Origin of the sequence: Undibacterium parvum (assembly GCF_003955735.1) — a bacterium.
GTDB classification, from domain to species: Bacteria; Pseudomonadota; Gammaproteobacteria; order Burkholderiales; family Burkholderiaceae_D; genus Undibacterium; species Undibacterium parvum.
Map to the genome: position 1 here is coordinate 879,488 of NZ_CP034464.1, position 23,770 is coordinate 903,257.

Consider the following 23,770-nt stretch of genomic DNA (forward strand, 5'->3'; position numbering starts at 1 on the left):
TTAAAATCACAATAAACTAGGAATTTTTCTCTTCGCAACTGGCCGAATGTAACGAGCAAGGGTAGCGTCCGACTTATGGCCAGTCTGCTCTCTAATTTGATATGGCTGTAATCCGACGGTCGCCGCTTCAGTGCAGTAACCAGCGCGTAAACTATGCCCAGCCACTTTGCTGGCTGCTTCGTCGCCATCTACTCTACGAACAGCCGCTTTTACAATCAACGCAACGGATTGAGGAGTCAACGCTTTTGTGCTCACTATTGTGTCATGCCGACTGACGGCTCTAAACAATGCGCCCTCGTTGATACTCGTTAATTCGTAAGCGTCCAACAGATCCGTCTAGCATTTATTCCTAAAGCGCATTAACAAGGCAGCGGTAGCAGTTCATCAATCCGGCTGTTTGGATGCGTCGGTAATTTTTCGAGTGTGCCTTTAAGCCATGCCAAAGGTTCTATGCCATTGGCTTTCGCGGTGGCGAGCAGGCTTTGAATGGCGGCAGCTTGTCGGCCTGCTCGTTCAGAACCGGCGAAGAGCCAGTTCTTTTTGCCAATGGCAATAGGGCGAATGGCGTTTTCAATCGGATTATTGTCGATTGGCAGATGACCGCTATTGGCGTAGCGTTCAATCGCGCTCCAGCGTTTGAGGCTGTAGTCGATGGCTTTGGCGAGACTGCTGCCATCGGCGCTCTGTTGGCGTGTGTGAATCAGCCAGGCATGCATCGCTTTGAGTTCTGGCAGCGCCTGTGTAGCACGTCGTTGTTGTCGTTGTTCGATACTGTCGCCTTTACCCTCGGCCTCAATGTGATACAGCTTTGCAATGCGTGTAAGTGCCTCATTGGCAATCGGATGCCCATTGGCGGCGTGCAGGTCGAAGAATTTGCGACGGGCGTGCGCCAGGCAGGCCAGTTCGGTGATGCCCAGCGCGAACAGGGCTTTGTAGCCGGCATAATCATCCACCATAAGATGGCCTTGCCAATGCCGCAGAAACGCGCGCGCATGACTGCCACTGCGTCCGGTTTGGAAATCGAACACGATGATGGCAGGCTGGTCTTCTAAGGCATTGCTGCGATATGCCCATAGATAGGCACGCTTGGTCTTACCATTGCCGGGGTCGAGCAGCGGCACCGGGGTTTCGTCGGCATGCAGCACTCGTCCTTGCTTGAGTATTTCTGCCAACCGGTCACTGAGCGGTTGCAGGGCGACGCCAATACGTCCTACCCACTCGGCCAGTGTGGAGCGGGCAATGCCAACACCGTGTCGACTGCTGATTTGCTCAATCCGATACAGTGGTAAGTGATCGAGATATTTTTGAATTACCACCCATGCCAATAATCCTGGTGCCGCCAGACTACGATCGATCACTGCCGGGGGAATGGCTGCTGCGGTGACTGTCTCACAAGCGCGACAGGCGTATTGAGGGCGAATATGCCGATGCACAAAGAAGCGTGCTGGTTCGACGTCGAGTTGTTCACTGATGTCTTCACCGATCTTGATCAGGTCTTTGCCGCATTGAGCGCAGGTGCAGCTTTCTGGCTCATGACGATGTTCAATGCGCGGCAGTTCCGCTGGCAGTGGCCTACGTCCGGTAGGGCTTGGCTTACGTGGTGTTGTCGCTGAAGATAATTGGGCAAGCTCGGCCTGCATCGCAGCCAGGTCGCTTTGTTCGCACTCTAAAAACAGGTCGCGTTGTTGTACCGTAAACGCTTCGGCTTTTGCGCTGAATTTGAGACGTTTGTGATACGCCAGTTCTAAAGTCAAGGCTTGAATTTTGCATTCTTTGACGTGAAGATCGTGCTCCTTGCGACGTAATTGATCCTGCAAAGCAGCCTTCTCCGCCTGTGCCAGTCCGGCCCCATTCAACTGCGCCATCACCCATTGAGTCAGTGCGGGGTCAGCGTTGAATTGGGCGAGTTTGGTGGCGATATCCATGCACGAAAGTATACCTCGCCCGACCGAAAGTTAACAGGGGGAGGCATCCCTTTTTATACGCGCCAATTCGATTGTGGCGGCGCGTTAAGTCGGGGCCAGTCAACGCCCGTGGTGAGCCATTGCCATTCTTCGTTCGACAAGACACACGCCGCATCATGGCTCTGCGGCCAGACGAAGCGACCTTTGTGCAAGCGTCGCATACATAACCAAACACCGGTGCCATCCCAGATCAATAGCTTGATGCGGGTGCTATTCTTGTTACGAAATGCATAGGCACTGCCATCGCAAGGTGGCTTACCCAAACTTTCTTGTACATGCAGGGAAAGTCCGTCAACACCGCTGCGCATATCGATCGGTTCGACAGCGAGATACACCTGTGCCGGAGTCAGTGGCAGGCTCATGGTAGTTGCCGCAGCAATTGCGCCAACACGGGTAAGTCAACATGGTTAGAAATAGTCACCTGCCAACCGGCCGGGCTGCACAAGACAATCTCGGGAAGTGATGCCCTGATCGACACCGGCACCAACTTGCAAGGCTTCATGGCTGGCCGCGGCGATGTCGATGCGATTGTCGTGAGGGAGGTGTGCTTAGCTTGAGAAACTACTGGCGATTTTACAGCGGGTGTGGCAAGTGTGACACTCTGATCAATAACGATGGAAGCGAGGCGTTTGCGCCAGGTATAAAACGTTGAATAGCCGATGGCTTCACGTCGACAATACGCGCTCAGTGATAAGCCGCTCTCAGCCCAGTGCTGCTGATGCTTAGTCCAAAACGCCACTTTGAGAGGATTGAAATTCATGCTAACTCCAGATCATTGAAAGAGTCGAGTGTCACTTATATCGTTATCGATTTCCAGATGGTTGCGTTGGACGCTTACGTTAATTCAAGCCAGCGCTTAAGTGCTTTCACCGGACAACGATTGCCTTTTGCGTTTGGAATAAATACCGTTCTTCCCTCTCCCTCTTGATCAGTTTTTGAGCGCCGTATCAATATTTCTAATCCAGTGTCATAAGTGGTAACATCTTCAATCCGCAATGCCACCAGTTCAGAACGACGGAATGCACCAGCAAAGCCGATCAATAGCAGTGCCTTATCGCGTGCAGCTTTTATTGGACTTTGTAAGTCCACCAGTACCATAATTTCTAGTAGATCATCTTTTACCAATGCAGTAACGCGGCGTTGTGCTGTGCCGAAGGTGCGTCTAATTCCCTGCATCGTTCTTTTCACAGTCTTATCCATTACCGGCGATACGATGCCAATGTCAGTGTGGGCGCGGTGAATGGCGATTAGTCGATGCTGTAAAGTTGCCACCGCCAATGAATCCGCAAATTTAGCGATGTATTCAGCAACCATACCTGGTGTTGCTGGTATCGTACCGCCGTGCTGTTTAAAATGCCGTATATCAGCGCTGTATGTGCGCTGCGTGGCTTTTGATTGCGCCGCTGCTGTATAGCTTTCAACGAGCGGCGACATTGGCGCGGGAATCGATTGAACTAGCTTGATGCGCTGCACTTTTTTGGTTTCGATCAATGGTATTATTTTTGCGGTTTTAGTAGCCATTTTAAGTATTCACAATATTGTATTTTCGATAGCTGACACGGCGTAAAAAAGCGACGAAAATTCTCGCCGCTTTTTTTGCTCTTGGTCATTTCATGGTTTAGCATTTGGGAAGTAATCAACAGTGCTAGGGACGTAATCCACAATAGACCTTCGGCAAGCTGCTGCGATGCAGTGGATAACAGCAGCTAATTCCCCCAGCTCTCCTATCAGCCATCCGATGGCTTCTGTTGCGTCACCAGATATTTCACGGGTTTCAATCTCGGGCGCGGAATTGGCTAATAAAATGCCGATAGCGGATATGCCGAGATTAACTGTACGCATTGCGACATCTCCGTTATTTGCGATTTGCAAAAGTAACGCTGGATTTGCAGCAAGGTAATCAATCTCAAATTCAGCAGTCACCGTCAAATGTGGCAGTTGCAAAAGCAAATCGCGTATCGGTCGCATAGTCTGCATTGTCGCGATGGCATTACCGCTCTTTTGCGATGATCGTTTGGCGCACATATCAGTATTCCTCGGGAAACAGAAAAGTGGTAACACTACGATCCGCTTCCGTGATCACCCAGAATCGTCTATTAGCTGCGACATACGCAGACAATATGCGAAGCCCGTTCTCTACTGCAAAGTCATTTGCAATTGCATCTCCTGGCGGAACATCGCCCCAATCGCTTTGCAAATGACGTCGAATTAAATACTGCTCGAATTCAATTTTATTCTCGCTAAAATGCGTCATAACTGCTGGGGTTGCCACAACGGTGCCACAAGAAAATAGTGGCACTGTTTTCTGGAAGTATGGTTCCTCAAGCGCTGAAGAAAGCGACTCTGATGTAAGCGTCCAACAGATCCGTCTAGCATTTATTCCTAAAGCGCATTAACAAGGCAGCGGTAGCAGTTCATCAATCCGGCTGTTTGGATGCGTCGGTAATTTTTCGAGTGTGCCTTTAAGCCATGCCAAAGGTTCTATGCCATTGGCTTTCGCGGTGGCGAGCAGGCTTTGAATGGCGGCAGCTTGTCGGCCTGCTCGTTCAGAACCGGCGAAGAGCCAGTTCTTTTTGCCAATGGCAATAGGGCGAATGGCGTTTTCAATCGGATTATTGTCGATTGGCAGATGACCGCTATTGGCGTAGCGTTCAATCGCGCTCCAGCGTTTGAGGCTGTAGTCGATGGCTTTGGCGAGACTGCTGCCATCGGCGCTCTGTTGGCGTGTGTGAATCAGCCAGGCATGCATCGCTTTGAGTTCTGGCAGCGCCTGTGTAGCACGTCGTTGTTGTCGTTGTTCGATACTGTCGCCTTTACCCTCGGCCTCAATGTGATACAGCTTTGCAATGCGTGTAAGTGCCTCATTGGCAATCGGATGCCCATTGGCGGCGTGCAGGTCGAAGAATTTGCGACGGGCGTGCGCCAGGCAGGCCAGTTCGGTGATGCCCAGCGCGAACAGGGCTTTGTAGCCGGCATAATCATCCACCATAAGATGGCCTTGCCAATGCCGCAGAAACGCGCGCGCATGACTGCCACTGCGTCCGGTTTGGAAATCGAACACGATGATGGCAGGCTGGTCTTCTAAGGCATTGCTGCGATATGCCCATAGATAGGCACGCTTGGTCTTACCATTGCCGGGGTCGAGCAGCGGCACCGGGGTTTCGTCGGCATGCAGCACTCGTCCTTGCTTGAGTATTTCTGCCAACCGGTCACTGAGCGGTTGCAGGGCGACGCCAATACGTCCTACCCACTCGGCCAGTGTGGAGCGGGCAATGCCAACACCGTGTCGACTGCTGATTTGCTCAATCCGATACAGTGGTAAGTGATCGAGATATTTTTGAATTACCACCCATGCCAATAATCCTGGTGCCGCCAGACTACGATCGATCACTGCCGGGGGAATGGCTGCTGCGGTGACTGTCTCACAAGCGCGACAGGCGTATTGAGGGCGAATATGCCGATGCACAAAGAAGCGTGCTGGTTCGACGTCGAGTTGTTCACTGATGTCTTCACCGATCTTGATCAGGTCTTTGCCGCATTGAGCGCAGGTGCAGCTTTCTGGCTCATGACGATGTTCAATGCGCGGCAGTTCCGCTGGCAGTGGCCTACGTCCGGTAGGGCTTGGCTTACGTGGTGTTGTCGCTGAAGATAATTGGGCAAGCTCGGCCTGCATCGCAGCCAGGTCGCTTTGTTCGCACTCTAAAAACAGGTCGCGTTGTTGTACCGTAAACGCTTCGGCTTTTGCGCTGAATTTGAGACGTTTGTGATACGCCAGTTCTAAAGTCAAGGCTTGAATTTTGCATTCTTTGACGTGAAGATCGTGCTCCTTGCGACGTAATTGATCCTGCAAAGCAGCCTTCTCCGCCTGTGCCAGTCCGGCCCCATTCAACTGCGCCATCACCCATTGAGTCAGTGCGGGGTCAGCGTTGAATTGGGCGAGTTTGGTGGCGATATCCATGCACGAAAGTATACCTCGCCCGACCGAAAGTTAACAGGGGGAGGCATCCCTTTTTATACGCGCCAATTCGATTGTGGCGGCGCGTTAAGTCGGGGCCAGTCAACGCCCGTGGTGAGCCATTGCCATTCTTCGTTCGACAAGACACACGCCGCATCATGGCTCTGCGGCCAGACGAAGCGACCTTTGTGCAAGCGTCGCATACATAACCAAACACCGGTGCCATCCCAGATCAATAGCTTGATGCGGGTGCTATTCTTGTTACGAAATGCATAGGCACTGCCATCGCAAGGTGGCTTACCCAAACTTTCTTGTACATGCAGGGAAAGTCCGTCAACACCGCTGCGCATATCGATCGGTTCGACAGCGAGATACACCTGTGCCGGAGTCAGTGGCAGGCTCATGGTAGTTGCCGCAGCAATTGCGCCAACACGGGTAAGTCAACATGGTTAGAAATAGTCACCTGCCAACCGGCCGGGCTGCACAAGACAATCTCGGGAAGTGATGCCCTGATCGACACCGGCACCAACTTGCAAGGCTTCATGGCTGGCCGCGGCGATGTCGATGCGATTGTCGTGAGGGAGGTGTGCTTAGCTTGAGAAACTACTGGCGATTTTACAGCGGGTGTGGCAAGTGTGACACTCTGATCAATAACGATGGAAGCGAGGCGTTTGCGCCAGGTATAAAACGTTGAATAGCCGATGGCTTCACGTCGACAATACGCGCTCAGTGATAAGCCGCTCTCAGCCCAGTGCTGCTGATGCTTAGTCCAAAACGCCACTTTGAGAGGATTGAAATTCATGCTAACTCCAGATCATTGAAAGAGTCGAGTGTCACTTATATCGTTATCGATTTCCAGATGGTTGCGTTGGACGCTTACACTCTGATTTAATATTACTTTTCATGAACTTTACCTTTTTTAGACCTGCAACAAAGTAAAAGACGAACGAGCAGAAAACGACCCACATAGATTGTGCCGTCAGTACGTTTGCCATGACCAAGTAAGCAGTGGGAGTAGAGGAGAGTCAGCGTTTGGAAGGAGTCTCCGCAGCAAAAAAATTAAGCTAAAAACCTTAACTTTATATTGTTGCGAAGTGCCTTTTGGCGCTGAACATTGCAGCGCATTGCACGCCACAACAACAGTTTACGCTTGTAATTAAATTAGATCGAGTACTAAATAACTTCGTGTATAGCTGGCTTTTCACCCGCTGATTGCCCAGCATCATTGCACATTTCCAAACAAAACTCGCGTTTAAAAACTCTGAAAAATTCGACCTAATTTCAAAATCCAGCGGGTTTTGTTTTGACCGGCTTGAAGCTCTTGTGTTCTCGCCTAAATGCAACCAGATCAAGGTCAGCGACATTGATAGAAATCTGATCTACTCCATGCGCATGTGACACTAATCGGTCAAAATGTTCTTTGTAAGGTGCTTGAATTGTAGATCCACCAAACTCCCCCTTGTTGACTACAACCACATGTTGAAACATATGATAATTAAGAGCAGCAGCCATGGTATCGAACGTGCTTACATCTTTATTGTGTGCGCAAACCACAAACAGATCTGTCTTCTTCTTTAAATCAACCGCTAAATTTAAATCGGTCGCGTCATAACAGATCGCACCGCTGATGCGTATTGGTCCTTCTTCAGCACCAATTACTTCGATTATGTGTTGACATGGTCTATAGCCTGAAATCCCAAGTAAAACCTCATCCTTTGTCATGTTTGCTTTACCTTGATCCCTGATAATCCATTGTCGTCCAGAATCGCGATAATCAGGAATAAACCACCTTGCGACGTTTACCAGCTTTCCGTTATGGTCAAAAAATACCATACCTGCTAACACTATAGACTTAGTCTTATCAGCCAACCGTTTAATGATATCTTGATCATCGGGATGTACCGCGACTTCGGGAAAAACGATTAAGTCAGCACTAACTTTTGACAAATCGTTATCAGCTTCCAGTTTAGCAGTGAGCGTTTTATATGTTAGCTGGCAGATTCTTGCAATGTGCGCTCTGTTTTCTGCTCTTGCTTTTGGCAAGTTAAGCTCTCGATCACTAAGAGAAAAATCTTTACTTCGTGGAAGCAATTGCTGAACAGTGACCAGCCGAAATGAAGGTCGTTTTGTCAGCGTGCTTATTGATGTAACTAACGTCGGCATTCTGGAAGCCTTGCAGTAAAGCTCATCGAGCAATCGCAGCCTTTTACTTAATACCTTCCTCAGCGATTCGAGGCCATCAATCCCTAAAATTTCTTCGCTCTTGAGATATGTTGACTCTCGCCCAGGCCACTGAAGACACTTCATCAACAATTCAGAGAACCAAGTTGACACCGTTGCATAGTTCCCCACCAGCACTTCAGAAGAATGCATCATACCCATTCGTCGCTTATACCAGCCAGTTCTCAAGCCCTTATAGCTGATCACCGTTCCCAGCTTCCAGCGACTGCCAGTGAAATCACTACCCCCAACAACCGCCGCACGAAGAATTGAACCAATCCAATAAATTATTGTGTGTTCATTATTACTGGCATCAATCCAAGGTGGAGCTGAAAACCGAGGATCATTCGTCGTCGATTTTGAGGTTGTAGTGCAATCAATTGAGGTCACATCTGGAAGCCAAAGCTCTTCCCAATCTGCATGGTGCCCAACCTGAGCAACTTGTATATCACGTGGGGACAAAGGGAGCAGTGCTGAATTTTTTTCAGCAAATGAAATTAAACCCAAGGCAAGCTTGACCAGGGCAACTTCGTGTTCGAATCCATTTTTATTTGAAGCGATAACTTTGGAAAGTTTTTGTTTTTTCGATTTCAAGTCACTTGATGCAACTGGCGCAGCCCAATCTAATTGCTTTATCAGTTCCTTATTCGCACTATCTTGCCCGAGCCGTTTCCACACACTCAACCAAAATTCACCTCCACGTTTAGCAATTTCCTCTAGCGAGCTAAGCTTCAAGTCCGGAGTCAAAGGGGAGATATTTTCAATCAACAATAATGCAAATGCATCTGGTCGCCCAGTAATCTGCGACGCCACTTCAAATAGTGCTAATCGCTGAATCTGAAATTCCGGTGGCCGTCCAGCCAAAATAGCATGAAGACTGTGTTGAATAGTCTTAGTCGCATTGTCGACCAGTACTGGTTTTTTCAATGTAGCCAACAACAGTAAAGCTTGCCTCTCAATAAATCTTGGTACGTTCGGACTGCCAACTGAACGCTGTGCATACATAGCTGCAATATCAAGGAGGTCTTCTGGCGCGGCCGATTTCGGATAATCAACACGTTGAAAAAAACCATTAAAATCGACACAGCATCTAAAAATATCTGCCAATAAATAATCCATCATCGCGGCAGTCGACCGATCAGCCCCTCCTCCGCCTATACTACTTCTTTTAAAAATAGCATCTAACACAGGTTCGATAATGATTGGCGATGGAAAAATCTCAATTGCCTTTCGCAATACAAGGCCGAGAGAAGGGTCTTGCATCCATGCTTTCACGAGTTTCTTGGCCAGTAATTCGCTCTCGTTGTCAGCTAGATTTCCCGCTTGTCCATCAAGCTTATCAATTACCGTCAGTTTGCGTTTGTTCCGCATGACTGATTCCAATCTATTTGCGGCAAATCGTTTAAGCGTATCAAGCCTAATATCATGATCAAATTTGACCAATCGAAAGAGGCCTTTATCACCCTTCACAGAAGTCGTTTCAGGTACATCATCTGGTTGAGACGTTAACAATCCTTCGAGTACAGCAGTTGCACTTTCAAGAATATCTCGATCTGCGGGGCCACTCAATTCATTTTGAAGGAGCATAATGCGGCCAGATAAGCTACCACTATTGTCCAAGTCAGAAAGGGACGTGAGCTTTGTCTTCTTAATATTAAGCTTTAGTGTAGTCCCAGCATGCAATTTCAACTGGTTGCCGACCCACGTATTGATCGCTTTAGCTATCTTATCAATATCAATGTTTCCTGCACTAATCACCAAGCGGATATCATCAACATATCGACAGTAGTCATGCAAAATTACATCCGCCATATTTGGCACACTTTCACCGATGTATTTTGCGACACTTCTATCAAACGGAATCATATATGCATTGGCGAAAAATCCAGATGCAACTAATCCTTGAGGCAATCCAGATCCAAGCTCTAGGCCTATCTTTTTTGCAGCGTCTACCGCTTCAACATCCCAGCGCCAATCAGTAATCTTCTTCGCTCTCTTCCAAAACTCTTTACAAACATCAGCATCGCCATATTCAACAGCTATATTCTGAAGTCGCTTTAATAAGGTTGGGCGATCAATGTAATCATAAAATTTTGACAAATCCAGATTAACAATGAAAACATGATCGGTATCGCTCAGACTGTTCGCGACGAGTCTACCAATTTCAATTGGCCTCTTGAGAAAGTTTTGATAGTCAGTAAAAAATTTCCTATACGTCTCGCCATTTCCCCAGCGGAACCAAGCCCCTTGCTCGGTCCAATCACATAGCAGTCTATTACCATAGCTATATACCCCTTGATTTTGGGCTAAGCTAGCGTTGAGAATACTACAATCCCCTTGTGCACTTTCTACCGCGTCAGCAAGGCACATCATCAGCGCTGTTGCCCACGTCTGATCGCGAACTGTCATATGTGCTAGTGGTCGGACAGGAGGCTTACTTTCTCTGATTTTTGGTTCTTCAAGCGGAACCCATCCCTTTTTCGAATCCAATCCCCACGGTTCGCTTTTGGCTGCGGGGACAAGTTCTAGATCTCTTAACTCTATGTCGTTCTTCGTCAGCGCATTCGCCCATTTTTCGGCATTGCTTTCTAAACCCAGCGCAGATATGTCAAGGGCAAGCGTATCGGCATACCAGTTGTGTGCACGCATATAACCATGGGTCTTTTTCCAAGCTTGGCTAATAACTACTTCATCAGTTAAAAGATCAATCTCAGGTTTAAGTTTGCGATACTTTTCTGCAACGAGTTTCATAAATTTTTCCGATAACGACTTGCACGAACTTGTAAAGATACGCTCAGCATTGAGCCAAAATATAATCTAAATATTGAAATATCACGTGTACTTTGGCTCTCCAAACTTGATATCTTTCTCGCAATTCACAACTCGCGTCAATTATTCAATCACTAAAAAATAGTCTCAGGAGGATGAAAATGCCGATTCCTACGACCATATCTTAATAATCCCAGTCCTCATGACGCACAGGCAAACGATTTAACTCCTCCCGTAGGTGTCGCCACTTAGGCATAAAAAGCTCCATAAGTGCGGTAAATCGTGCGTTATGAGTAGGCTCGATTAAGTGTGCCAATTCATGCACGACGATATATTCAAGGCATTCAGGAGGTTTTTTTGCAAGGTCAGTATTTAATCGTATGTTTTTCAGACTTGGGTTACAACTGCCCCATTTAGTCTTCATACGCTGCACGAAAATGCGGCTTGCGCTCACACCCAAAAGCGGCTCCCATTTTGCAATCAAATCAGGCATCGCGATCTTAATTTGCTCTCGATACCAAGAGTCTAAAATTTCCTGTCTACGTCCGTCATCAGTGCCAGGCCTCAGTTGCAAGATAAGCTTGCCATGCGTCAGCTCAACGTTTGGAGTAGCGTCTTTTTCAACGATTTGTAAAAGGTAGCGCTTGCCCCACAAGTAATGACTTTCGCGATCCAAATATTCACGCGGAGTCTCTCGTTCCTGTGCCAATATTTTGCGCTGTTGGCTTTTGATCCATGCGAGCTTAGAGATGGCGAATACACGAATCGTATCTAATTCCATATATAGCGGCGCTGATATACGCACCTTGCCGGAAGGCGGATAGACACTAAGATGAACGTTCTTAATGTTCTTCTTTACTACATCAATACAAAGGCCGCCAAGATCAAGCTGCACAGTCATTAATACTCTCGCTGTGCAAAAATGATCAAGAAAATGCGCTCAACTTCAGTGATATCTTTAAGAATTTCGTAAAGTGCCTGCTTGATTACCAATTCCTTTGGTACTACACCGCGCCATCCGTCAGGCTTTACCGTTTTAACGACTTCGTCGATTTTTAACGCCAACAAAGTCAATCTCTGCACTTCATCCCCGTACGGTACGGCATCGTCTGCCACCATATGGGCAGTTGCCATGTTTAATGGTTTCTTAAGATTATTAAAAAGAGCTCGTTTAGCAGGCGTATCCAAAAGCGCAGGCGTGTCATTAGCTACACCTGCTTGTACTTTCGCTACAAGGTCGGCGACACGCTGCAAATACACTTCGTATTCAATGGCCTTATTCTTCCGCAAAATAATAATTTCATCGAGCAAGGCAGACATCGTTTCAAAAAAAGCGGGATCAGTTAAACGCTCTTTCAAGATCTTGCTACGCACGTTATTCTCAATCGTCTCTGCAATCGACGCACGGCTACCCTTTAAACTGCCTAATTTCTTGGCAATTGCATCGGCTATACCTGTTTTAACAATCAGATCTAACAAGCCAATATTGTCGAAAGGGGAAATTTTTCGAGGCTCATCTGCTTCAATATAAGTATCGATAAGATGTCTCATATCGGCCTCATAGGTTTTCAAATCGAGGCTCTCACCACTGGCATTTCGAATCACTTCGCGCAAGTCCAAGTAATGCTTCTGTAGCTTTTTGATGCTATCGAATTCAAGCGCGCTGTAACCAGCCGAATCAAATTCATCAGCAATATTGGCATAGGAACGCACTAATGCCACCACCGCTTTGTAGAGCGCTACTCTGCGAGGTTCACGTTCTATTACGTCCGCTGGAATTTCGGTATTGCCGCAAAAATAGTGAATGTGCGCCAATTCACGATCTGGCTGTACCGTCGGTGGCTCTACTGGCTCACAAAGTAACGCGAGTGCCTCAAGCGCAGCATCCAAGCGCTCCTTCCCTTTAGTCAATCGGTCTTGAAGCATGACTTCAGAATCTGTACCGCCAGCGCTAAGGTCTAGTTCTGATGTATAAACAGCTAAGGCTTTCTCTACTTTCTTGAACAAATCCTTGTAATCAACAACATAACCAAAATCTTTATCATCACCATCTAACCTATTGGTGCGGCATATCGCCTGAAATAAGCCATGATCTTGCATCGACTTGTCTATGTAGAGATAAGAGCATGGCGGCGCATCAAAACCCGTCAACAGCTTGTCCACGACAATAAGCAATTTCATGTTTGCGGGTTCCTTGATGAAGCGCTTTTTAGCGCTATCCTCATAAGTTTCCGTTTTACTTAAACCGGGCTTAGCGTCAATATCCTTCAGCAATTCGGTATATACACTGTAGAGGAATTGCTTATCCGTTTCGGTGTTTGCGCCAGTCTCCTCCAAGGTGACATTACCCGCCATTGGGTTATAAGAAGTGATGACAGCACAGCGCCCCTTAAATACCGTTTTTTGGAATAATGTGAAATATTTGCTAGCTTCATAAATACTTGAAGCAACAAGAATCGCGTTCCCGCGCTCACTCGAAAGACGTGGTTTTACACTAAAATCGAAGATAATATCGGCGACGACTCTATCCATACGCGATTTTGAACTAAGCACACGCTGCATCGTGCCCCACTGATTCTTCAGTTCATTTTTTTGCCAATTATTCAGATTCTTGGTTTTCGCCTCAAACCACTGATCTATCTTGTCTTCGGAACCAAGACGCTGATCTATATCACGCGCCTCGTACACCAGATCGAGCACCACACCATCTTCGACAGCCTCACTAAATTTATAGGTGTGGATATAACCGCCAAATACTTCATTACTGGTGGCCTTATCTGCTTTTAACAATGGTGTTCCAGTAAAACCCATGAAGACAGCGTTCGGCATCAAGGCCTTCATCACGCGATTTAACCTACCATTTTGAGTGCGATGGCATTCATCTACAAACACAAAGACATCGCCCACAGTTTTACTAGAAGAACTCTGCAATTCTTTAATGAAGCTCTCAAATTCGACTTCATTTTTCCCCTTGGACTCGAGACCAAATTTGAAAATAAGGGAACAAAGCAAACGTGGCGTGGGCTGCCCAAGTTGGCTCATTAAATCGCGACCGTTATTCGTGCGATAAATGGTTTCACCTGCATCGGCAAAAACACGTTCAATCTGCTTATCTAATTCATCGCGATCAGTGACGATGACGACACGCGCATTTGGATTGTTTTCTAAAATCCATTTGGCAAGCAGTACCATCAAAATACTCTTTCCAGCGCCCTGCGTATGCCAAATGATGCCGCCGTTACGCTGCTTTGCATGCTCCTGCGCCGCCTTTATACCAAAATATTGGTGTACTCTGGGCAGCTTCTTTATACCACCATCAAAGAGAACGAAGTCATGCATCAGTTCAATAATTCTGTGCTTGTCACAGAGCTTAAGTAAATACTTATCTAACTTAAATCGGCTATTGTCAGCTTCGTCTTCTTTCCAGTTTAAAAAGTATTTTTCTTCGGTTTTGATGGTTCCGTAGCGTAGCCCTTCTGAATCATTGCCGGCGAAAACGAATTGCACCGTGCTAAAAAACCACTCATTGAATTCCGGCAGCTGATTGGACAGGTTTTGACGTATGCCATCGCCAATGCTTACGCGGCTATTCTTTAGCTCTAAAACACCAATCGCAATACCATTCACGTATAGAACAATGTCAGGGCGCCGCTCATTACCACCTCGTAGCGTTACCTCCTCCGCAATCGCAAAATCGTTCTTATCCGCCTCATGCCAATTAATTAGATGTACCGTTTCATTTGTCTTTCCGGCCTCGATCTTTACCGGCACACCGTAGCGCAGCAAGCTATAAACAGCCTGATTATTATTGTATAGAGAACGATTGTGATTATCGGCCTCCAATCGAAGCTTGAATATTGCGGCGCTAATCTGTGCAGATGTGTATCCATTCTTACTCAAATATTTTTCTAGTAAACCCGCATCTATATTGCTATTGCCAACTCGGTCTGTCCAATCACCGAGGTAGGTATAAGCTAGTTCGTTGCGAAACAGGGCGACAACACGGTTTTGTGTCGCACGTTCGGGTTTACCTATATCTGTCATGCGTTCAATTCCCCATCTTCAAATTTATCCCACAAAGCAGTCTTAAACCAAATCGGCATTTGATCGGTTTTAATTTCTATTTCATTGCCGTTAGTTACTTCCGCAATCCAGACTTTTTCATGACCTGAGTTATCAAAAATATAGGCGCGATCAGCAAATGCAACCGCGTCATATAACAAATCAAGTGAGCGCGTATAGCGGCTGATAATTTTATCTTCTGGCACTGGGTGCCCACCCGTTTCCACTCTGTGAAGAACGCGTGAAATATTAATTTCAGGGTCTTCGGTAGCGACGTAATAAAGGTAAGTACGAAAGCCCGCCTGCTGTGCTTTTTCTAAGAAGTCCACTTTATCAGGAGAGGACATCACTGTCTCAAACGTGAACGCCATCTTGGCCTTCAGTAATTTATGCCGAATATAGTCTGCCAGTACCGATGCCCAATAGGAGTTAACATCAAGCGCTTCAAACAGTATTACGCCATCCAGCACTTTCACGCTATCAATTTGATTCAGCAGGCCTGCACTGGCCAACAAGGTAGAGGCGCGTAAAAACTGTTGTAACTCTTCATTACTAGCATCGATTTCAAAGGGCGATAATTCCAAGCAGTGGTGCGTGCGGATTTCCTTTTCGATTTCATCTGCGTTGATATACACGCCCAACCATTCAGCTGGCAACATGTCTTTAATCGTGCTCTTACCAGAACCATTCGGCCCCGCAAATACGCGCAAACGCGGAAGTTGCGCACTCATCGAGCACGCACCCGTACACGCTTACTGCCAGGAACGACAGCCACGGGCACACGCAAAGTGCGAATCAATCGTTGGCTTCCGTCCGCTGAAGTTTCGACCAAGCGCCCATTCACGGCTTCCTTCACCTTACCGCTGGTTGTTAATGCTTGATAATAGGCGCGTCTAACCGCATTACCGGCGAGTTCAGGAATTCGTGCCTCCATTGCCTGCATGGATTGCTCGTTCATTTTTATGCTTCGCTTCATGATTGCTCCCTCATCGTGTATCTTCAATACATCATTATTACAATAGCATTTTTTCTTGCGTCACATCAGATTTGATCTATTAATCGAATTCTGCCAGTTAGCAAAACTTGCATCATTCCTTGCTTGATCAAACGTGCTTTCTTGAGTTTGGTTTCTAACGAGACGATTTCAACATCGATATCATGAAGGATGTTGGCAATTGCTGTTTGCTCATCGTACGGTGGAAAATTACACTCAAGTATCAACAACTTCGAAATAGAAAGTCCTGGCTGTGCTGATGACTCTGAATATTGATTCAAATTCATCCGTTTCAAGACTTGCGATAGCCAACGAATGTCAGTACCTTTTTTGGGCGTTACGACGATCGCATGCTCTGACGCAAAAAATTGTCCATCTACAATTGAGATATTGCCGCATAAAGCACCTTGCCGTCCGATGAGCGCGTAACTTCCATCGTGAGTGAAACGCTTTGTAAAACCACGCAGTCCGTTTCCACCATAACATGGGAAGCGAGAATGCTCATCAATATCAATACTGGTTATTCCTTCTCCGCTTTTCATCGTGCAAATGGCACTCAATCGTCTAGTTTTCCAATCTGCATTAAAACCAGGCAATCGTCGTCGCCCCGTGAATAGCTCCTGAACCACACCTTGCTTGATCTGACTTTTCTTTGCCAGATATTGCTCAATCGACTCAATTAGAGTATCGGCATCGCTTAATGCATCTGCAATAGTAAGTTGCTCAACCTTCGATGGAGGCATCGAAATAACAATTTCATGTAAATCATTGCGATTAACGCCAGGGACTCCACTCTTACCACTATAAGTATGAAAATTAATAGTTCTAAGCATATAGGAAACGAACAAAGGATCGTTTCCATGAAAATCACGTACATATAGTGTCGTGTTTAACGGCCAGAAGTCTTCACTAACATAAAAGACCTGTCCAATAGTTCCATATCGACCAGTCACTACACCTGGCGCTCTTACCTTAAACTCATTGTGTGTTACTTCAATCCCCGAAGATGTAACAATTGGCACGTTGCCCATTTTTCGAAGACGCTGTGGGAGATCGAAACCACGCTGAAGAGTAGCGACGTTCCCCAAAAAATCTTTCTTCCAAGGTTCACTCACAATACAAACCCCATTTTTCTAAGATGTATCGCCACCTTAAATTCTGAAGAAATTACGTTCTTTGTGATTGTTGATTGTGTAGTTTCATAACGCTCAACCAATTCTTTCACTCGATGGGTCAATGCGTGACTGATACTATTCATTTCACCATGAATTGCTGCATCCAGAACAGCTATCCATTTATCTTCCACGGTTAAAGTCTTAATGTCATCAACCGTTAGCTCTGGGTATTTTTCAAACGCAAGTATGTCGAGCGCATCCTCCGCAACTCTCACTGCACTTTTCAGGGTACTCACTTCGTCCACAAGATCAAGATAGCGACTCAGCACACGCAATTCATTTAGGTCGTCATTTTCTGGTTCTAACGGAAGCCTAGCTAATGCATCTTTTTCCGCTTCATCAAACAAATTCGACACAATTTCGTCGAAAGACTTTACTGTTGCAACAGCCGTTTTATATAACTCAAGAAATACACGTTCTTCGTCGGCTATGTTTGTTTTTAAGCGCGCATTTATCACTGCTACGGTGACTTTTCCCTTGGCATTGGCAATATTATGCATGCGAGTATCATCAATCATATCTGAGACACGTTGCCACGCAGCTTTTCGCTTTTTGACCGCTGCGGAATATTTGGCATGACTTGTTGGGCTGGCCAACTGCCAAACTAGAAGAATCGCTTCACGCAATGCATCGAGAGCATCATTTCTATTTTCGACCTGACCAAGTATGCCCTCTTCACCACTATTCTCTTCCTGCAGCTCAGTCAATAGCGTGTTCGCATTTTCCAGATCGGCGACAAGTTGATTGATACAGTCTTGCTCTTTCGAAAAATAACGTGCCACGATCAATTGCTTCGGAACGAGATCACATGTCCATCCTTTGTCCAATTGTTTATCTGGCTTGCCGTCTTTACCTTTCTTAATTTCAATGACGCGATAGGTTTCGGCCTTCCATCCGTCTGCTGCAATTAAGTAGCAATCGTCTTGCATCGTCGCTTCCCAATAATTCATCAAATGCTGATAAACATCATAAGCATCAATCAACGCACGTCCTTGATAATGCGTTAATAGCCCTTCGGCGACTTCAGCAATCAATTCTTTAGGGTGAAAGCCTACTTGTAGTGCTTTAAGAGTAGTGATGACGGGCTTACGCCATTGATCAAAATACGTATTCATGTCGACTATAAAAGTGGAGAACTGTGGGTGCGCATAAATACTTGTTTTGATATCAGGCTTCGCAATCGCGAGATCAAAATATCCGGGGCGATTGGATTTAAACAATGCGTCTTTCAATTCAGGACATACCGCCCAATAGTTTTGCAATGCATCTATATCGGCGACTGGAATACCACCGTTAAGATGGCCGTCAATGTCTTGCAAATCTTCTGCCATGGACGAATCAACGTACCGAGGTAGATGGAGATTAAACTCATTTTTTTCGATTTCCTCATACGACACCATGCGGCCAAACTTAGGGTCACGACTATCTTGACGCATAAAAACATCGACTATTTTGTGCACATCTTGCTCACGCAAACGATTTTTAGGACCATCCTTCATAAAACCACGGCTTGCATCAACCATAAAAATGCCTTTGCGTGATTGCGCGTCCTCCTTGTCAATCACGATGATACAAGCTGGTATACCCGTTCCAAAAAACAGATTGGCAGGCAGACCGATAACCCCCTTAATGTAACCGCGTCGTATCAAATTACGCCGAATGTTTGCCTCTGCGTTCCCTCTAAATAATATCCCGTGCGGCAAAATACACGCACCTTTCCCGGTATTCTTAAGCGAACGGATGATGTGTAGTAAGTAGGCGAAATCGCCTTGCTTTGCAGGAGGCACACCGAAAGTATCGAAACGATCAAATGGATCATTTAATGGCGATAAACCCGTACTCCAGCGCTTATCTGAAAAAGGTGGATTGGCGACGACGTAATCAAAGGTTTTAAGCGATTCGCCCTCCTTGAATTTGGGGTCAGCCAATGTATTACCTTGCGCGATCAATGCAGTAGGGTTGTTATGCAAAATCATGTTCATGTGCGCTAGACCGCTTGTCGCCTCATCTTTTTCTTGGCCGTAGAGAGTAACGGGTGTGGCTGCTTCGTCGCCTACTTTCAACAACAACGAGCCTGAACCACAGGTCGGATCATAAACCGTCGTTTCACTCGTGGTACGTGCACCACCAATACCGATAATCTTTGCCATGATGCGGCTAACTTCAGCGGGTGTGTAAAACTGCCCCTTACTTTTGCCGCTTTCACTAGCAAAATGGCGCATGAGGTATTCATAAGCATCGCCGAGAATATCATCACCGTCTGCGCGATTCTTACTAAAATCTAATTCAGGCTTTTCAAAGATCGCAATCAAATTGGTGAGGCGATCGACCATTTCTTTACCTGTACCAAGAAGTGCAGTTTCATTGAAATCTGCTTTGATACGAAGCCTGTTTGCTTTGGCCAACGGATCAATAATTTTCTTGTTAATCTGATCGCCAATGTCACTCGTACCCTTGAGCGCAACCATATCTTTAAAACTGGAACCTTTTGGAATAATGATGGATGCATAAGGAATATCGGCAAATTTATCACTGACGTACTTAATAAAAAGCATGACCAAAACATAGTCTTTGTATTGACTGGCATCCATGCCGCCGCGAAGTTCGTCGCATGATGCCCAGAGCGATGAATAGAGTTCTGATTTTTTAATTGCCATTTAATTCGATCTTCATTGTTATGTCTATCTCGCGGCTAAAACCACATCCGCAATAATTCAATATTTGAGCTACGACTTCTTATCAATACATCGTCATAAGAAAACGCCACATTTAGGAAAGTAATAAAATCAATCCGCTATCGCAATTTGATTCTCATCTGAGCCACCGGATTTAACCCAGGCATCGACATCAGCTCGCTGAAATTTCCAGAAACGCCCAACCCGATGAGCCGGCATATTTTTCTTGGCGATCCACGCATAGATGGAGTCCTTACTGACGCCAAGGTAGTCAGCAATCTCTTCCACCGATAACCAGCGGTCTAACATAACGGGATCTTCCATATCAAAATAAACCTTCCAAAGGCGCAAAAAACTATACATGATTCAAGCGTAGTATAGCCGTTTAGACCCGATTAAGCATGAATAAGAGAGATTTAGATGGCCATGTCGCTATTTATTTAAGTTACCAATAGATAATATCGTAATTTACTGCACCGTCTATACGACAGGCTTAATGTCGCCGTGATTTGTATTTTCCAAAAATGCAAGAAATAGCACATCACCGCGACACTTAGCTTTAACTCTTCGCTGATATCCTATTCATTGGCGTGACGCCGATAAACCATGCAGGGATAAGCGTCTGAAAATCCGTACGGACATATTGAGCTGGAGTGATCCAATATGCAGGATCAATCATGTACTCAATAGGCTGCTTAGCATTGGTTTTGTCCCTAACGAATATGGCGTGTCTACCGATTTCCGTTTCTGGATCATAGTCCACCATCACTATCGCGACATTGTGAATATCGACGAGACCAGTTTCGACCTCTTTGTAGATGGTTGAAACAAAACCGTAGTGAGCGAGAATCTTGTTGATCATTTCCTCCGTCACATAATATGGGCCGTTGGCGGGATGGCCGAATTTATCGATGGCCACCTGCATGACATCATCTAAAGATTTGCTGACGATCATTGCGATACAGGCGAAGGCACAGTCGTGATCAACAGCCTGCTGTACCCGCTTGAAGGCGGGTTGAATTGCCTGCGTTTGATTAACTGCTGATGGAATAGTAGCCATAGCTTTGCTCCTTAAGAATAGGATGGCATTTAAAATGCGCGCAGCAAAACCCACTTGAAAAGTGATGAGTTTAGAAAAAGTAGGGAATGGTCGAAATCTTATTGAACCCCTTGATTACATCAGGACGAAATCTGAAGAATCTGATTCAAGCGGACGCTGCTGCGCGGGGATGTCAAACTCTAGCGATTAAACAAGCGAATAGCCGATTCAATATTAGTTTTAACAAGCATATTTTACTGTAAGCGTCCAACGCAACCATCTGGAAATCGATAACGATATAAGTGACACTCGACTCTTTCAATGATCTGGAGTTAGCATGAATTTCAATCCTCTCAAAGTGGCGTTTTGGACTAAGCATCAGCAGCACTGGGCTGAGAGCGGCTTATCACTGAGCGCGTATTGTCGACGTGAAGCCATCGGCTATTCAACGTTTTATACCTGGCGCAAACGCCTCGCTTCCATCGTTATTGATCAGAGTGTCACACTTGCCACACCCGCTGTAAAATCGCCAGTAGTTTCTCAAGCTAAGCACACCTCCCTCACGACAATCGCATCGACATCGCCGCGGCCAGCCATGAAGCCTTGCAAGTTGGTGCCGGTGTCGATCAGGGCATCACTTCCCGAGATTGTCTTGTGCAGCCCGGCCGGTTGGCAGGTGACTATTTCTAACCATGTTGACTTACCCGTGTTGGCGCAATTGCTGCGGCAACTACCATGAGCCTGCCACTGACTCCGGCACAGGTGTATCTCGCTGTCGAACCGATCGATATGCGCAGCGGTGTTGACGGACTTTCCCTGCATGTACAAGAAAGTTTGGGTAAGCCACCTTGCGATGGCAGTGCCTATGCATTTCGTAACAAGAATAGCACCCGCATCAAGCTATTGATCTGGGATGGCACCGGTGTTTGGTTATGTATGCGACGCTTGCACAAAGGTCGCTTCGTCTGGCCGCAGAGCCATGATGCGGCGTGTGTCTTGTCGAACGAAGAATGGCAATGGCTCACCACGGGCGTTGACTGGCCCCGACTTAACGCGCCGCCACAATCGAATTGGCGCGTATAAAAAGGGATGCCTCCCCCTGTTAACTTTCGGTCGGGCGAGGTATACTTTCGTGCATGGATATCGCCACCAAACTCGCCCAATTCAACGCTGACCCCGCACTGACTCAATGGGTGATGGCGCAGTTGAATGGGGCCGGACTGGCACAGGCGGAGAAGGCTGCTTTGCAGGATCAATTACGTCGCAAGGAGCACGATCTTCACGTCAAAGAATGCAAAATTCAAGCCTTGACTTTAGAACTGGCGTATCACAAACGTCTCAAATTCAGCGCAAAAGCCGAAGCGTTTACGGTACAACAACGCGACCTGTTTTTAGAGTGCGAACAAAGCGACCTGGCTGCGATGCAGGCCGAGCTTGCCCAATTATCTTCAGCGACAACACCACGTAAGCCAAGCCCTACCGGACGTAGGCCACTGCCAGCGGAACTGCCGCGCATTGAACATCGTCATGAGCCAGAAAGCTGCACCTGCGCTCAATGCGGCAAAGACCTGATCAAGATCGGTGAAGACATCAGTGAACAACTCGACGTCGAACCAGCACGCTTCTTTGTGCATCGGCATATTCGCCCTCAATACGCCTGTCGCGCTTGTGAGACAGTCACCGCAGCAGCCATTCCCCCGGCAGTGATCGATCGTAGTCTGGCGGCACCAGGATTATTGGCATGGGTGGTAATTCAAAAATATCTCGATCACTTACCACTGTATCGGATTGAGCAAATCAGCAGTCGACACGGTGTTGGCATTGCCCGCTCCACACTGGCCGAGTGGGTAGGACGTATTGGCGTCGCCCTGCAACCGCTCAGTGACCGGTTGGCAGAAATACTCAAGCAAGGACGAGTGCTGCATGCCGACGAAACCCCGGTGCCGCTGCTCGACCCCGGCAATGGTAAGACCAAGCGTGCCTATCTATGGGCATATCGCAGCAATGCCTTAGAAGACCAGCCTGCCATCATCGTGTTCGATTTCCAAACCGGACGCAGTGGCAGTCATGCGCGCGCGTTTCTGCGGCATTGGCAAGGCCATCTTATGGTGGATGATTATGCCGGCTACAAAGCCCTGTTCGCGCTGGGCATCACCGAACTGGCCTGCCTGGCGCACGCCCGTCGCAAATTCTTCGACCTGCACGCCGCCAATGGGCATCCGATTGCCAATGAGGCACTTACACGCATTGCAAAGCTGTATCACATTGAGGCCGAGGGTAAAGGCGACAGTATCGAACAACGACAACAACGACGTGCTACACAGGCGCTGCCAGAACTCAAAGCGATGCATGCCTGGCTGATTCACACACGCCAACAGAGCGCCGATGGCAGCAGTCTCGCCAAAGCCATCGACTACAGCCTCAAACGCTGGAGCGCGATTGAACGCTACGCCAATAGCGGTCATCTGCCAATCGACAATAATCCGATTGAAAACGCCATTCGCCCTATTGCCATTGGCAAAAAGAACTGGCTCTTCGCCGGTTCTGAACGAGCAGGCCGACAAGCTGCCGCCATTCAAAGCCTGCTCGCCACCGCGAAAGCCAATGGCATAGAACCTTTGGCATGGCTTAAAGGCACACTCGAAAAATTACCGACGCATCCAAACAGCCGGATTGATGAACTGCTACCGCTGCCTTGTTAATGCGCTTTAGGAATAAATGCTAGACGGATCTGTTGGACGCTTACATTTTACTGGGGTTTTGACACCGAAAATCATGAAAATAACTTCGTGCAAAACTCACTTATGCTCTATGGAAATCGATGAATTTGGCATATTTCAAACACCAATCAGTTATTGCGACAAACGAACGATTTTAAAATGCCAGGGAAGCGTTTTAAACCGCCACACAAGCCGCC

At 47.0% G+C, this 23,770-nt stretch carries 22 protein-coding genes; 3 read left to right on the plus strand and 19 right to left on the minus strand.

The features are described 5' to 3' along the window. Positions 1 to 6: 6 nt before the first annotated feature. From EJN92_RS03795 to EJN92_RS03885, 19 genes are all read right to left on the minus strand, one after another. Positions 7 to 255, minus strand: a complete 249-nt coding sequence (locus tag EJN92_RS03795; protein ID WP_227869810.1) for a site-specific integrase — start codon at positions 253 to 255, stop codon at positions 7 to 9. A gap of 104 nt (positions 256 to 359) precedes the next feature. Further along, positions 360 to 1,925 carry an IS66 family transposase gene (gene tnpC, locus EJN92_RS03800; RefSeq protein ID WP_126126216.1) on the minus strand — a complete coding sequence of 522 codons (1,566 nt, stop codon included), beginning with the start codon at positions 1,923 to 1,925 and terminating at the stop codon, positions 360 to 362. 53 nt (positions 1,926 to 1,978) lie between these two features. After that, complete coding sequence (gene tnpB / locus EJN92_RS03805) at positions 1,979 to 2,326, minus strand: IS66 family insertion sequence element accessory protein TnpB (RefSeq protein ID WP_126126595.1); 348 nt, start codon at positions 2,324 to 2,326, stop codon at positions 1,979 to 1,981. Further along, positions 2,323 to 2,724, minus strand: a complete 402-nt coding sequence (tnpA, locus tag EJN92_RS03810) for an IS66 family insertion sequence element accessory protein TnpA (RefSeq protein WP_126126596.1) — start codon at positions 2,722 to 2,724, stop codon at positions 2,323 to 2,325. The genes tnpB (EJN92_RS03805) and tnpA (EJN92_RS03810) overlap by 4 nt, the downstream gene beginning before the upstream one ends. A gap of 74 nt (positions 2,725 to 2,798) precedes the next feature. After that, entirely contained in the window at positions 2,799 to 3,485 is a 687-nt protein-coding gene (locus EJN92_RS03815) for a site-specific integrase (protein ID WP_227869698.1), read from the minus strand. Between the two features lie 90 nt (positions 3,486 to 3,575). After that, positions 3,576 to 3,989 carry a hypothetical protein gene (locus tag EJN92_RS03820; RefSeq protein WP_126126602.1) on the minus strand — a complete coding sequence of 138 codons (414 nt, stop codon included), beginning with the start codon at positions 3,987 to 3,989 and terminating at the stop codon, positions 3,576 to 3,578. A 1-nt stretch (position 3,990) separates the two neighbouring features. Beyond that, positions 3,991 to 4,236, minus strand: coding sequence for a plasmid related protein (locus tag EJN92_RS21540; protein ID WP_227869699.1), 246 nt, complete (start codon positions 4,234 to 4,236; stop codon positions 3,991 to 3,993). 120 nt (positions 4,237 to 4,356) lie between these two features. Next, the gene (gene tnpC / locus EJN92_RS03830) at positions 4,357 to 5,922 is read right to left on the minus strand and encodes an IS66 family transposase (RefSeq protein WP_126126216.1); all 1,566 of its coding nucleotides are present in this window, start codon (positions 5,920 to 5,922) and stop codon (positions 4,357 to 4,359) included. 53 nt (positions 5,923 to 5,975) lie between these two features. Beyond that, entirely contained in the window at positions 5,976 to 6,323 is a 348-nt protein-coding gene (tnpB, locus tag EJN92_RS03835; protein ID WP_126126595.1) for an IS66 family insertion sequence element accessory protein TnpB, read from the minus strand. Continuing rightward, on the minus strand, positions 6,320 to 6,721 hold the full coding sequence (tnpA, locus tag EJN92_RS03840) for an IS66 family insertion sequence element accessory protein TnpA (RefSeq protein WP_126126596.1): 402 nt from the start codon (positions 6,719 to 6,721) through the stop codon (positions 6,320 to 6,322). The genes tnpB (EJN92_RS03835) and tnpA (EJN92_RS03840) overlap by 4 nt, the downstream gene beginning before the upstream one ends. 479 nt (positions 6,722 to 7,200) lie before the next feature. Further along, a complete protein-coding gene (locus EJN92_RS03845) occupies positions 7,201 to 10,890 on the minus strand; it encodes a reverse transcriptase domain-containing protein (protein ID WP_126126604.1) in 3,690 nt (1,229 codons plus the stop codon). A 202-nt stretch (positions 10,891 to 11,092) separates the two neighbouring features. Then, positions 11,093 to 11,809, minus strand: coding sequence for a M48 family metallopeptidase (locus EJN92_RS03850; protein ID WP_126126605.1), 717 nt, complete (start codon positions 11,807 to 11,809; stop codon positions 11,093 to 11,095). Then, positions 11,809 to 14,952 (minus strand): type I restriction endonuclease subunit R, encoded by a 3,144-nt coding sequence (locus EJN92_RS03855; protein WP_126126606.1) that lies wholly within the window; start codon positions 14,950 to 14,952, stop codon positions 11,809 to 11,811. The genes EJN92_RS03850 and EJN92_RS03855 overlap by 1 nt, the downstream gene beginning before the upstream one ends. Then, positions 14,949 to 15,701, minus strand: coding sequence for a zeta toxin family protein (locus EJN92_RS03860; RefSeq protein WP_126126607.1), 753 nt, complete (start codon positions 15,699 to 15,701; stop codon positions 14,949 to 14,951). Before EJN92_RS03860 ends, EJN92_RS03855 begins: the two co-directional genes overlap by 4 nt. Beyond that, positions 15,698 to 15,946: a hypothetical protein gene (locus EJN92_RS03865; protein ID WP_170174863.1), complete on the minus strand. Its 249-nt coding sequence runs from the start codon at positions 15,944 to 15,946 to the stop codon at positions 15,698 to 15,700. The genes EJN92_RS03860 and EJN92_RS03865 overlap by 4 nt, the downstream gene beginning before the upstream one ends. Before the next feature lie 65 nt (positions 15,947 to 16,011). Next, on the minus strand, positions 16,012 to 17,079 hold the full coding sequence (locus EJN92_RS03870; RefSeq protein ID WP_126126608.1) for a restriction endonuclease subunit S: 1,068 nt from the start codon (positions 17,077 to 17,079) through the stop codon (positions 16,012 to 16,014). Then, a complete protein-coding gene (locus EJN92_RS03875) occupies positions 17,076 to 19,796 on the minus strand; it encodes a type I restriction-modification system subunit M (protein WP_126126609.1) in 2,721 nt (906 codons plus the stop codon). The genes EJN92_RS03870 and EJN92_RS03875 overlap by 4 nt, the downstream gene beginning before the upstream one ends. A 129-nt stretch (positions 19,797 to 19,925) precedes the next feature. Next, positions 19,926 to 20,138: a methylation-associated defense system helix-turn-helix domain-containing protein MAD1 gene (mads1, locus tag EJN92_RS03880; protein ID WP_227869700.1), complete on the minus strand. Its 213-nt coding sequence runs from the start codon at positions 20,136 to 20,138 to the stop codon at positions 19,926 to 19,928. 235 nt (positions 20,139 to 20,373) lie between these two features. Continuing rightward, positions 20,374 to 20,874: a hypothetical protein gene (locus EJN92_RS03885; protein ID WP_126126610.1), complete on the minus strand. Its 501-nt coding sequence runs from the start codon at positions 20,872 to 20,874 to the stop codon at positions 20,374 to 20,376. Positions 20,875 to 21,190: 316 nt separating this feature from the next. On the opposite strand from EJN92_RS03885, the gene tnpA (EJN92_RS03890) reads away from it, so the two are divergent. Genes tnpA (EJN92_RS03890) through tnpC (EJN92_RS03900) form a run of 3 tightly spaced genes read left to right on the plus strand, consistent with a single transcriptional unit; the run spans position 21,191 to position 23,555 of the window. Beyond that, positions 21,191 to 21,592 carry an IS66 family insertion sequence element accessory protein TnpA gene (tnpA, locus tag EJN92_RS03890; RefSeq protein WP_126126596.1) on the plus strand — a complete coding sequence of 134 codons (402 nt, stop codon included), beginning with the start codon at positions 21,191 to 21,193 and terminating at the stop codon, positions 21,590 to 21,592. Continuing rightward, positions 21,589 to 21,936: an IS66 family insertion sequence element accessory protein TnpB gene (tnpB, locus tag EJN92_RS03895; protein WP_126126595.1), complete on the plus strand. Its 348-nt coding sequence runs from the start codon at positions 21,589 to 21,591 to the stop codon at positions 21,934 to 21,936. Before tnpA (EJN92_RS03890) ends, tnpB (EJN92_RS03895) begins: the two co-directional genes overlap by 4 nt. Before the next feature lie 53 nt (positions 21,937 to 21,989). Then, the gene (gene tnpC / locus EJN92_RS03900) at positions 21,990 to 23,555 is read left to right on the plus strand and encodes an IS66 family transposase (RefSeq protein ID WP_126126216.1); all 1,566 of its coding nucleotides are present in this window, start codon (positions 21,990 to 21,992) and stop codon (positions 23,553 to 23,555) included. Positions 23,556 to 23,770: the final 215 nt, after the last annotated feature.